At 71.3% G+C, this 10,819-nt stretch carries 11 protein-coding genes and 1 pseudogene; 3 read left to right on the top strand and 9 right to left on the bottom strand.

Features of this window, described 5'->3' with window-relative positions; genetic code table 11:
• Positions 1-130: 130 nt before the first annotated feature.
• Positions 131-901: a 6-phosphogluconolactonase gene (gene pgl / locus ACIBEF_RS27585; RefSeq protein ID WP_396796096.1), complete on the top strand. Its 771-nt coding sequence runs from the start codon at positions 131-133 to the stop codon at positions 899-901.
• Between the two features lie 17 nt (positions 902-918).
• Here pgl and ACIBEF_RS27580 read toward each other — a convergent pair whose 3' ends face one another.
• The 8 genes from ACIBEF_RS27580 to rapZ all read right to left on the bottom strand — a co-directional run bounded on the left by ACIBEF_RS27580 (position 919) and on the right by rapZ (position 8,018).
• Complete coding sequence (locus ACIBEF_RS27580; protein WP_124853953.1) at positions 919-1,260, bottom strand: RNA polymerase-binding protein RbpA; 342 nt, start codon at positions 1,258-1,260, stop codon at positions 919-921.
• A 140-nt stretch (positions 1,261-1,400) separates the two neighbouring features.
• The gene (secG, locus tag ACIBEF_RS27575) at positions 1,401-1,661 is read right to left on the bottom strand and encodes a preprotein translocase subunit SecG (RefSeq protein WP_121653040.1); all 261 of its coding nucleotides are present in this window, start codon (positions 1,659-1,661) and stop codon (positions 1,401-1,403) included.
• A 96-nt stretch (positions 1,662-1,757) separates the two neighbouring features.
• On the bottom strand, positions 1,758-2,549 hold the full coding sequence (tpiA, locus tag ACIBEF_RS27570; protein WP_393227767.1) for a triose-phosphate isomerase: 792 nt from the start codon (positions 2,547-2,549) through the stop codon (positions 1,758-1,760).
• A complete protein-coding gene (locus ACIBEF_RS27565; RefSeq protein ID WP_396796094.1) occupies positions 2,550-3,749 on the bottom strand; it encodes a phosphoglycerate kinase in 1,200 nt (399 codons plus the stop codon). It lies immediately after the preceding gene.
• Positions 3,746-4,750 carry a type I glyceraldehyde-3-phosphate dehydrogenase gene (gene gap / locus ACIBEF_RS27560; protein ID WP_396796092.1) on the bottom strand — a complete coding sequence of 335 codons (1,005 nt, stop codon included), beginning with the start codon at positions 4,748-4,750 and terminating at the stop codon, positions 3,746-3,748. Before gap ends, ACIBEF_RS27565 begins: the two co-directional genes overlap by 4 nt.
• A 266-nt stretch (positions 4,751-5,016) precedes the next feature.
• A complete protein-coding gene (whiA, locus tag ACIBEF_RS27555) occupies positions 5,017-5,997 on the bottom strand; it encodes a DNA-binding protein WhiA (protein WP_030337350.1) in 981 nt (326 codons plus the stop codon).
• A 54-nt stretch (positions 5,998-6,051) separates the two neighbouring features.
• Positions 6,052-7,119: a 2-phospho-L-lactate transferase CofD family protein gene (locus tag ACIBEF_RS27550; protein WP_396796091.1), complete on the bottom strand. Its 1,068-nt coding sequence runs from the start codon at positions 7,117-7,119 to the stop codon at positions 6,052-6,054.
• Positions 7,116-8,018 (bottom strand): RNase adapter RapZ, encoded by a 903-nt coding sequence (gene rapZ, locus ACIBEF_RS27545; RefSeq protein ID WP_396796155.1) that lies wholly within the window; start codon positions 8,016-8,018, stop codon positions 7,116-7,118. The genes ACIBEF_RS27550 and rapZ overlap by 4 nt, the downstream gene beginning before the upstream one ends.
• A 253-nt stretch (positions 8,019-8,271) precedes the next feature.
• On the opposite strand from rapZ, the gene ACIBEF_RS27540 reads away from it, so the two are divergent.
• A complete protein-coding gene (locus tag ACIBEF_RS27540; RefSeq protein ID WP_396796089.1) occupies positions 8,272-8,616 on the top strand; it encodes a hypothetical protein in 345 nt (114 codons plus the stop codon).
• 76 nt (positions 8,617-8,692) lie between these two features.
• Positions 8,693-10,537, top strand: coding sequence for a DNA helicase RecQ (gene recQ, locus ACIBEF_RS27535; RefSeq protein ID WP_396796087.1), 1,845 nt, complete (start codon positions 8,693-8,695; stop codon positions 10,535-10,537).
• 68 nt (positions 10,538-10,605) lie between these two features.
• Here the strand turns inward: recQ and ACIBEF_RS27530 are convergent.
• Positions 10,606-10,819, bottom strand: a pseudogene (locus ACIBEF_RS27530) (phytochelatin synthase); the annotation flags it as partial.

Genomic DNA, 10,819 nt, shown 5'->3' with positions numbered 1-10,819 from the left:
ACAACGTCGGGCAGGGCCGGTACGCACCGGCCCTGCCCCGCAATCTCCGGGGTTTTCGCCCCACCACCTCGGGCACACCGCCCCGGGCACGACAGCGACCGCCTCGCGGTCCTCGAACGAAGGCGCAACCATGAGTGAGGCGAGTGTCGCCGTCCACGCCGACGCTGACCTGCTGGCGCAGGCCGTGGCGGCCCGGTTGCTGGTGAAGCTGCTCGACGCCCAGGCCGACCGGGGCGAAGCCTCGGTGGTGCTCACCGGAGGTCGGGTCGCCGCGGCCGTCTACCGGGCGGTGGCGACGCTGCCGGCCCGCGACGCGGTGGACTGGTCCCGGGTCGACGTGTGGTGGGGCGACGAACGGTTCCTGCCCGCCGGTGATCCGGATCGCAACGAGACGCAGGCCCGGGCCGCCCTGCTGGACGTGGTGCCGCTGAATCCGGCCCGGGTACACCCGATGCCGGCCTCGGACGGCCCGGCCGGCAACGACCCCGAGGCGGCGGCTGCCGCGTACGCGCAGGAGCTGGACCGCGCTGCCGGGCCCGGTCACGCCACAGTGCCGCACTTCGACGTGCTGATGCTGGGCGTCGGCGAGGACGGCCACGTGGCCTCGGTCTTCCCCGAGCACCCGGTGGGCTACGAGACCCGGCCGGTGAGCGCGGTGCGGGGCAGCCCCAAGCCGCCGCCGACGCGGACCACCCTCACCCTGCCGGCGATCAACACCGCCGAGGAGGTCTGGCTGGTGGCCGCCGGCGCCGACAAGGCCCGTGCGGTGGGTATGGCGTTGGCCGGCGCAGGCCCGGTGCAGTTGCCGGCAGCCGGCGTGCACGGCGTGAACCGCACCCGCTGGTTGCTGGACCGGACGGCCGCAGCCGATGTGCCCGTCCGACTGCGCAGTCTGCGCTGAGCGGGCGGAGGAGCCCGCTACTCGCCGCGTCGACGGCGTAGTGCGGCGAGCGCCTCGGCGAGCAGGGCCTCCCCCTCCTCGGCGGTACGGCGCTCCTTCACGTACGCCAGGTGGCTCTTGTACGGCTCGGCGCGGACCCGTCCTGGCGGGTTCTGGGCGTCCCGACCGGCGGGTAGGCCACAGCGGGGGCAGTCCCACAGGGGCGGCGGTTCGACGTCCGCGGCGATCCGGATGTCGACCCGGTGGTCGTTACGGCACCAGTAGGTGACGTCCTGTCGGGGGGCGGGTTGGTGCCGCTCGTCGGGGCGCATCGGTGCGGACCCGACCCGGGCTCCCCGGATAACGTTGCCATTCGGCACGGCTGCTCGCTCCTGTCGTCGGAGGGGACCCGCCGTCTTCGGGGGTGGAGCGGCGGGCGACGCGGTGCAGCGGAGAAAAGCCTGCGCGCGGCCCGTCGAGTGACGAACCGCGCGCAGATTGTACGACTTACTGAGCCTGCTCAGGCGCCGCTGTTCATCTGGAGGCGCAGCCAGAGCCCGAGCCCGATGATGGCGGCGAACCAGACGACGCTCACCAGAACGGTGTAGCGGTCCAGGTTCTTCTCGGCGACCGAGGAGCCGGCGAGGCTGGAGCTGACGCCACCGCCGAACATGCTCGACAGACCGCCACCCTTGCCACGGTGCAGCAGGATCAGCAGGGTGAGCAAAATGCTCGTGATGACCAGCAACACGATCAACGTGTATGCGAACCAGATCGGCATGGCTGGGGTCAGTTCCTCTCGTAGCGATCCTCGCCCGGTCTGATCGGGCACGGCGGCACCGACCGGCGGACGGGCGGTGTCAAGGATACCGAGCGATCAGCGGGCGAGGTGCTCCGGGAACCTGCAGATCTGAGCGAATTCCTCGGCGTCCAGGCTGGCGCCCCCCACCAGGCCCCCGTCCACGTCCGGTTGGGCCATGATCGAGGCGATGTTGGACGCCTTGACCGACCCGCCGTAGAGAACCCGGACCTGGTCGGCGGTCTCCTGGTCGAAGCGTTCCGCCAGTCGCTGACGCACCGCCCCGCAGACCTCCTGGGCGTCGTCGGGGGTCGCGGTCTTGCCGGTGCCGATCGCCCAGACCGGCTCGTACGCGATCACGACCTGCCGCACCTGCTCGGGGGTGAGCCCGGCGAGGCCCCCGTCGAGCTGGTCGGAGCAGTGCGCCACGTGGGTGCCCTGCTCGCGGACGTCAAGCCCCTCCCCCACGCACAGGATCGGCGTCAGGCCGTGCGTCAGCGCGGCCTTGACCTTGGCGTTGACCAGCGCGTCGTCCTCGTGGTGGTAGGCCCGCCGCTCGGAGTGCCCGACCACCACGTACGTGCAGCCGAGCTTGGCCAGCATCGGCCCGGAGATGTCCCCGGTGTACGCGCCGGAAGCGTGCGGGGAGAGGTCCTGCCCGCCGTAGCCGATCAGCAGCTTGTCCCCGTCCACCGCGGTCTGCACGGTGCGCAGGTCGGTGAAGGGTGGCAGCACTACCGTCTCGACGGCGGTGAGCTGCTTCTCGGTGAGGCTCGCCGCCAGCTTCTGCACCAGCAGGTTGGCCTCGAGGTGGTTGAGGTTCATCTTCCAGTTGCCGGCCATCAGCGGCCGGCGGGTGGTGCTCGACATTCAGTTCTCCAGGGCCGCGATGCCGGGGAGGGTCTTGCCCTCGAGGTATTCCAGGGAGGCGCCACCACCGGTGGAGATGTGCCCGAAGGACGATTCGTCCAGCCCCAGGGCACGGACGGCCGCGGCGGAGTCACCGCCACCGACGACGCTGAACGCGTCGGCCTTGGTGATCGCCTCGGCGATCCCCCGGGTGCCCGCAGCGAAGGCCGGCATCTCGAACACGCCCATCGGGCCGTTCCAGAAGATCGTCTTCGCCTGGGACAGCGCGGCGCTGAAGCCAGCCACCGTCTCCGGGCCGACATCCAGACCGAGCCGGTGGCTCGGGATGCCGTCGACCCGCACCGTGTCGTGCGCCGCGTCCGGAGCGAACGCGTCCGCCACCACCACGTCGACCGGCAGCATGATCTTGCCGTCGGCCCGCTCCAGCAGGTTGCGGCAGGTGTCGACCATGTCCTTCTCCAGCAGCGAGGTGCCCACCTCCAGGCCCTGGGCCTTGAGGAAGGTGAAACACATCCCGCCACCGATGAGCAGCCGGTCGACAGTGGGCAGCAGAGCCTCGATCACGGCGAGCTTGTCGGACACCTTCGACCCACCGAGCACCACGACGTACGGGCGCTCGGGGGCACCGGTGAGCTTGGAGAGCACCTCGACCTCACGCAGCACCAGCCGGCCCGCGACGTGCGGCAACCGGGCCGGCACGTCGAAGACGCTGGCGTGCTTGCGGTGCACGGCACCGAACGCGTCGTCCACGTACGCGTCGCCGAACGCGGCCAGCTGGTCGGCGAAGGCGCCCCGCTCGGCCTCGTCCTTGCTGGTCTCGCCCGCGTTGAAACGCAGGTTCTCCAGCAGGGCGACCTGGCCGTCGGCCAGGTCGGCGACGGTGGCGCGGGCCGACTCACCCACGGTGTCGGTGGCGAAGTGCACCGGCGCGCCCAGCAGCTCACCGAGCCGCCCGGCGACCGGGCCCAGGCTGAACTGCGGGTCCGGGGCGCCCTTCGGGCGGCCCAGGTGCGAGCAGACGATCACCTTCGCGCCGGCCTCGACCAGCGCGCCGAGGGTCGGCAGCACCGCGCGGATCCGCCCGTCATCCGTGATGGCACCGGTCTGCTTGTCGAGCGGGACGTTCAGGTCGGCGCGCACCAGCACGCGCCGACCCGACACCCCCTCGGCGAGCAGGTCGTCGAGGGTCCGGATGCTCACAGCGACGAACCGACCAGCTTGACGAGGTCGACGAGGCGGTTGGAGTAGCCCCACTCGTTGTCGTACCAGCCGACGACCTTGACCTGGTTGCCGACGACCTTGGTCAGCGGCGCGTCGAAGATGCACGACGCCGGGTCGGTCACGATGTCGGTGGAGACGATCGGGTCCTCGTTGTAGACCAGGATGCCCTTGAGCGGGCCGTCCGCGGCGGCCTTCAGCGCGGCGTTGACCTCGTCCACGGTGGTCTCGCGACCCACGTTGACGGTGAGGTCGGTGACCGAGCCGGTCGGGATCGGCACCCGCAGGGCGTAGCCGTCGAGCTTGCCCTTGAGGTCCGGCAGGACCAGGCCGATCGCCTTGGCGGCACCGGTCGAGGTCGGGACGATGTTCAGCGCGGCGGCCCGGGCACGACGCAGGTCCGAGTGCGGCGCGTCCTGGAGGTTCTGGTCCTGGGTGTACGCGTGGATCGTCGTCATCAGACCGTGCTGGATGCCGAACGTGTCGTGCAGGACCTTCGCCATCGGCGCGAGGCAGTTGGTGGTGCACGAGGCGTTGGAGATGATGGTGTGCTTCGCCGGGTCGTAGGTGTCGTGGTTGACACCCATGACGACGGTGACGTCCTCGTTCTTCGCCGGGGCGGAGATGATGACCTTCTTGGCCCCACCGTCGACGTGCGCCTTGGCCTTGGTGGCGTCGGTGAAGAAGCCGGTCGACTCGATGACGACGTCGGCGCCGACCTCGCCCCACGGCAGCTTCGACGGGTCCTTCTCGGCGTACGCCTTGATGGTCTTGCCACCGACGGTGATCTCGTCGGCGGTGGCCTTGACCTCGAACGGCAGGCGACCGAGGATGCTGTCGTACTTGAGCAGGTGGGCGAGCGTGGCGTTGTCGGTCAGGTCGTTCACCGCCACGACCTCGATGTCGGCGTCAGACGCCAGCACTGCCCGGAAGAAGTTACGGCCGATTCGGCCGAAGCCGCTGATGCCAACCCGGATGGTCACAGGTCCCATCTCCTCGCGTTCTGGTCCGCCGGCTTCAGACAACGGGCCGGCGGGAATGGTGTGCGCCGACCGTTGGAGCCGGCCGTCGACGGTTCATCTCGGCCACCCCGCCGCGCGGTCTGAGGACCTGACCGCCCGAGGCGGTGGGCACGACGAGAAAGGCCGGTGTCGGCCCCCTTGCCGTACTCAGCGACCTTATCCGAGCGTGCGAGACCACGCTGCGCCGGGTCGCGCTCCCGGGCGCACCGTGCGGCCCCACCGTCCTATCAGACCACGAGCATGTCGGGCGTGACTGCCGCTTCCGTATCCGGGATGCCAAGGTCGCGGGCCCGCTTGTCGGCCAGCGCCAGGAGCCGGCGGATCCGCCCCGCGATGGCGTCCTTGGTCAGCGGGGGGTCGGCCAGGGCGCCCAGTTCCTCCAGCGACGCCTGCCGGTGCTCCAGACGCAGCCGACCGGCGTCGGTCAGGTGGTTGGGCGCCTCGTCGGCGAGGATCTCCAGCGCACGGGTGACCCGGGCGGCCGCGGCGACCGCCGCCCGCGCCGAGCGGCGCAGGTTGGCGTCGTCGAAGTTGGCGAGCCGGTTGGCGGTGGCCCGCACCTCGCGGCGTACCCGACGTTCCTCCCAGGCCAGCACGCTGGAGTGCGCGCCGATCCGGGTGAGCAGCGCGGCGATCGCGTCGCCGTCCTTGACGACCACCCGGTCCACCCCGCGTACCTCGCGGTTCTTCGCGGTGATGCCGATGCGGCGGGCCGCGCCGACCAGCGCCAGCGCGGACTCCGGCCCCGGGCAGGTGATCTCCAGCGCGCTGGAGCGGCCGGGCTCGGTGAGCGAGCCGTGGGCCATGAACGCGCCCCGCCACGCGGAGACCGCGCAGCAGACGTTGGCCGCCACCACGTGCGGGGGCAGCCCCCGCACCGGGCGACCCCGCACGTCGAGCAGGCCGGTCTGCCGCGCGAGGGCCTCGCCGTCCTTGACCACCCGCACGATGAAGTGGCTGCCCTTGCGCAGCCCACCGGAGGCCAGCACGTGGATCTCGCTGGGGTAGCCGTAGACCTCGGCGATCTCCCGGCGCAGCCGCCGGGCGACCGCCCCGGTGTCCAGTTCCGCCTCCACCACCACGCGGCCGGAGACGATGTGCAGCCCGCCGGCGAAGCGCAGCAGCGCGGCCATCTCCGCCCGCCGGCAGCAGGGCTTGGGCACGTCGACCCGACTCAGCTCGTCCTTGACCGCGGCCGTCATCGCCATTGTGCGTCCCCTCACGGACCTGTTCCGGCGTGTCGCCGGAGATTACGTACGTGTCTAACGATCGGCGCCCAGGACAGGCACCAGCGCGGCGCCCAGGGCAACCGGATCATGGCGGGGAGTCCCGTCGACAACGGCGACGGGGGCGAGGACCAGGCGGGCACCCAGCGATTCTGCCGCACGTTCGACCGGTTCGGGGTCACCCACCGCCTTGGCGTCGGCGAGCACAAGATCGACCTTGAGTTCGGGCAGGTACCAGTGCAGTGCCGCGAGATGATCAGCGACGGAGAGCCCCAGGGTCTCCTTCTCCGCGGCGAGGTTCAGCGTGACCAGCCGCCGGGCCGAGGTGGACACGATCGCGTCGGCCAACTGCGGCACCAGCAGGTGCGGGAGCACACTCGTGTACCAGCTGCCCGGCCCGAAGATCAACCAATCGGCCGCCCGGATCGCCTCGATGGCCTCGGCACACGCCGGTGGGGCGCTCGGGGTGAGGCGCAGCGACTCGACCCGCCCGGTGGTCACGGCCACCTGGTGCTGGCCGCTGACGGTGCACACGTCGTCCGGGGCGGCCGGGTCGGCGCCGCGTACCCGCGCCTCGATGCCGACCGGTTGACGGGACATCGGCAGCACCCGGCCCACGGCGCCGAGCATCGCGCCGGCGTGCTCCAGCGCTGCCACCGGGTCGCCAAGCAGCTCCATGAGGCCGCAGAGCACCAGGTTGCCCACCGCGTGCCCGGTCAGACCGTCGGTGCCGGCCGACGCCCCGTCGGTGCCGCGCGAAGCCGCGCCGTCCCGGCCCGCGTCGCCGCCCGCCGCCGGGCCCCGGCCGGTCGCGCCGGATCCGGGTACGCCCACCGGCGCGGCGGCGAAGCGGTGCTGGAACAGCCCGGCGCTGCGCCGGGTGGCCGGGTGGTCACCGGCCAGGGCCACCAACGCCTGGCGCAGATCGCCCGGCGGCAGGCCGCCCCGCTCGGCCCGCAGCCGACCACTGGAACCACCGTCGTCACCCACCGTGACCACCGCGGTGATGTCGAGGTCGAGTTCGGGAGCGCAGTGGCGCAGCGCACGCAACGAGGCGGACAGACCGTGCCCGCCGCCGAACGCCACCACCCGCCGGGCCGTCATTCCCGCCCCAGGTCGCGGTGCTGGGCGTTCGCCGCCAACCCCGAGTGACGCAGTCGGCTGGCCAACTCCTCGGCGATGGCCACGCTGCGGTGCTTGCCGCCGGTGCAGCCCACGGCGACCGTGAGGTACCGCTTGCCCTCCCGCTCGAAGCCGGTCGTGGTGGCGTTGACCAGGTCGGCGTACGAGGCGACGAAGGCGTCCGCGCCCTCCTGGCCCAGCACGTACGCGCTGACCGCCTCCTCCCGCCCGGTGTGCTCCCGCAGCTCCGGCACCCAGTACGGATTGGGCAGGAAGCGGGCGTCCAACACGAAGTCGGCGTCCGGTGGCAGGCCGTACTTGAAGCCGAACGACAACACGGTGACCCGCAGCCGGCGGGCGTCCTCGCCGCCGAACAGCTCCTCGATGCGGCGCCGGAGCTGGTTGACGTTCAGGTGGCTGGTGTCGATGATCACGTCGGCCTGGTCACGGGCCTCCTCCAGCAGGCCGCGCTCCACGGCGATACCGTCGGCCAGCCGCCCGTCACCCTGCAACGGATGCGAACGGCGAACGCTCTCGAACCGCCGGATCAGCACCTCGTCGTCCGCGTCGACGAAGACCACCCGGGGCGAGAATCCGCGCTCCTTGAGCTCCCGGATCGCCCCGGCCAGGTCCGTGGAGAAGGCCCGCGACCGCACGTCCAGCACCATCGCGGTACGCCGAGCCGCGCCGCCCGCCTTGAACGCCAGCTCGGCCATGTCCAGCATCAGGGCCTGCGGCAGGTTGTCCACGACGTAGTAGCCGACGTTCTCCAACGCCCGGGCCACAGTGCTGCGGCCACCCCCGGAGAGGCCGGTGACCACCACCAGGGTGGTCTCCGACTCAGTCGCCGCCTGCTCGTCATTGGCATCCGGGCCGTCGATCCGGTCCCCGGCTGTGCGCGCCTCGCTCACCCGTACCCCCAAGCCGTGGCGCCGCGGCCGCCCTCGGCCGCGATTGGTCAATCAGCGACTCTATCCCGCCACCCGGTCGCCACCCGGCACCCGTGGCCGGACGGCGCACACCGAGCGCGCGGCGGTCGCGCTCCCGACAGTGCGCACCCTTGATGATGATCAGTGACTGTCTATACGCTTCTTGCGATAACCGCAGGTCAAGGCCGATATCTGGGAGGGTGCGATGCACGACCTGGCGGACAAGAACAAGTACGTGGGCTTCCTGTTCATGCGGATCAACCCCGAGTACTTCGCCCTCGGACGTGAGGGCATCCATGAGATCTCCGCCGAGCACGCCCGTGATCTGGGCCGCTTCGCCAAGCAGCTCACCCACGTCGTCTGCACCGGGGTGAACGGCACGTACGACCAGGTCACCATGGTCGAGGCCGACACCCTGGAGGAGATCAACGCGGCGGCCACCGCCTTCCGCATGGGCAACAAGGCCCGCTACATCGAGATCGTCGACATCGTGGTCGGGATGAAGGCCCCGCCGCGCGGACTGGCCAACCGGTCCAGCCAGCCCGGCTGACCGCCCCGCCCGTCCGGCCCACCCGACCCGGGTGCGCCGGGCGGGCGCTGTCGGGGTCGCCTCGTAGACTCCCCGGATGGCTTCTCCCACCGACCTGCGTAGCGCCTCCGGCGCCCTCGACGCGCTGCGCCGGGTGTTCGGCTACGACGCGTTCCGTGGTTTCCAGCAGGACGTGATCGACCACGTGGTCGATGGCGGCGACGCGCTGGTGTTGATGCCCACCGGTGGCGGCAAGTCCCTGTGCTACCAGATCCCGGCCCTGGTCCGCGACGGGGTCGCCGTCGTCGTGTCCCCGCTGATCGCGCTCATGCAGGACCAGGTGGACGCCCTCACCGCGGTCGGCGTACGCGCCGGGTTCCTCAACTCGACCCAGACCCTGGACGCCCGGCGACGGGTGGAGGCCGCCTTCGTCGCCGGCGAACTGGACCTGCTCTACCTCGCCCCCGAGGCGCTCGGCGTCCGATCCACCCTCGCCCTGCTCGACCGGGGTCGCATCTCCCTGTTCGCGATCGACGAGGCGCACTGCGTGTCCCAGTGGGGGCACGACTTCCGCCCCGACTATCTCGCGCTCTCGATGCTGCACGAACGCTGGCCGCAGGTGCCCCGCATCGCCCTGACCGCCACCGCGACCAGCGCCACCCGCACCGAGATCGCGACCCGACTCAAACTCGACGACGCCCGGCACTTCGTGGCCAGTTTCGACCGGCCCAACATCCAGTACCGGATCGTGCCCAAGCGCGAGCCCCGCAAGCAGTTGCTGACCCTGCTGCGCGACGAGCACCCCGGCGACGCCGGCATCGTCTACTGCCTGTCCCGTGCCTCGGTCGACAAGACGGCGGAGTTCCTCACCGCCAACGGGGTCGCCGCGCTGCCGTACCACGCAGGGCTGGACGCGGGCACCCGCGCCCGCAACCAGCAGCGCTTCCTGCGGGAAGACGGCCTGGTCATGGTGGCCACCATCGCCTTCGGCATGGGCATCGACAAGCCCGACGTGCGGTTCGTCGCCCACCTCGACCTGCCCAAGTCCGTCGAGGGCTACTACCAGGAGACCGGCCGCGCCGGCCGTGACGGCCTGCCGTCCACCGCCTGGCTGGCGTACGGGCTTCAGGACGTGGTCCAGCAACGCAAAATGATCGAGACGTCCGACGGGGACCTCGCCCACCGCCGCAACCTGGCCGCACACCTGGACGCGATGCTCGCCCTCTGCGAGACGGTGCGCTGCCGGCGGGTCCAACTGCTCGAATACTTCGGCGAGACGACGACGGCGGCGTGCGGCAACTGCGACACCTGCCTCACCCCACCGGAGTCCTGGGACGGCACCGTCGCCGCCCAGAAGTTGCTCTCCGCCGTCTTCCGCCTCGACCGCGAACGCAACCAGCGCTTCGGCGCCGGGCACTGCATCGACATCCTGCTCGGCAAGCAGACCGACAAGATCAGCCAGTACGGTCATGACTCCCTGACCGTCTTCGGCATCGGCTCCGAGCTCAGCGAGGCCGAGTGGCGGGGCGTGGTCCGGCAACTGCTCGCCGAAGGGCTCCTCGCCGTCGAGGGCGACTACGGCACGCTGGCGCTGACCGAGGCGAGCGCCGACGTCCTCGCTCGCCGCCGTACGGTCACCATGCGCCGCGAGCCGGAGAAGCCGGCATCGAGCCGCTCATCGAAGCCGCGCGGCGCGTCCACCGTCGTGGCCGAGCTGACCCCGGCCGCCGCGTCGCTCTTCGAGCGGCTGCGAGCCTGGCGCGCGACCACCGCCAAGGAACAGGGCGTCCCGGCGTACGTCATCTTCCACGACGCGACACTGCGACAGATCGCCAGCGACGCGCCCAGCACGCTGGGCGACCTGTCCAAGGTCAGCGGGGTCGGCGAGAAAAAGCTCGCCAAGTACGGCGAGCAGATCCTGGCCGTCCTCGCCACCGACTGAGGTCATGCCGAAGGGCCGGGCCCTTTGTGGGGGTCCGGCCCTTCGGTCATGTGGTGTGCTCGGGTGGGTCAGCTGGTGGCGTAGCCGCGGGTGGCGATCCAGTCGGCGAGGTGTTCGACGCTGATCTGGTAGGCGGCCTGGTTGGGGTCGGCGGAGTCGGCGATGGTGACGGTGCTGCCGTTGTCGCGGTAGCCGACGACGCTGATGTAGTGCCCGCCTTCGTAGGAGTGGCTCACACCGTCGGTGTCGGTGCTGGTCCCGGCGATGTTCGCGACCACGGCC

Source organism: Micromonospora sp. NPDC050795 (assembly GCF_044456785.1).
In the GTDB taxonomy this organism is placed as follows: Bacteria; Actinomycetota; Actinomycetes; order Mycobacteriales; family Micromonosporaceae; genus Micromonospora.
This window is presented reverse-complemented; position numbering and strand designations above follow the sequence as displayed.

Bases quoted from the DNA above. Each gene is read 5' to 3' on its own strand.
- tpiA (WP_393227767.1), bottom strand. From the start codon at position 2,549: ATGTCGAGCACCACCCGCCGGCCGCTGATGGCCGGCAACTGGAAGATG.
- pgl (WP_396796096.1), top strand. From the start codon at position 131: ATGAGTGAGGCGAGTGTCGCCGTCCACGCCGACGCTGACCTGCTGGCG.
- secG (WP_121653040.1), bottom strand. From the start codon at position 1,661: ATGCCGATCTGGTTCGCATACACGTTGATCGTGTTGCTGGTCATCACG.
- ACIBEF_RS27550 (WP_396796091.1), bottom strand. From the start codon at position 7,119: ATGACGGCCCGGCGGGTGGTGGCGTTCGGCGGCGGGCACGGTCTGTCC.
- recQ (WP_396796087.1), top strand. From the start codon at position 8,693: ATGGCTTCTCCCACCGACCTGCGTAGCGCCTCCGGCGCCCTCGACGCG.
- ACIBEF_RS27540 (WP_396796089.1), top strand. From the start codon at position 8,272: ATGCACGACCTGGCGGACAAGAACAAGTACGTGGGCTTCCTGTTCATG.
- whiA (WP_030337350.1), bottom strand. From the start codon at position 5,997: ATGGCGATGACGGCCGCGGTCAAGGACGAGCTGAGTCGGGTCGACGTG.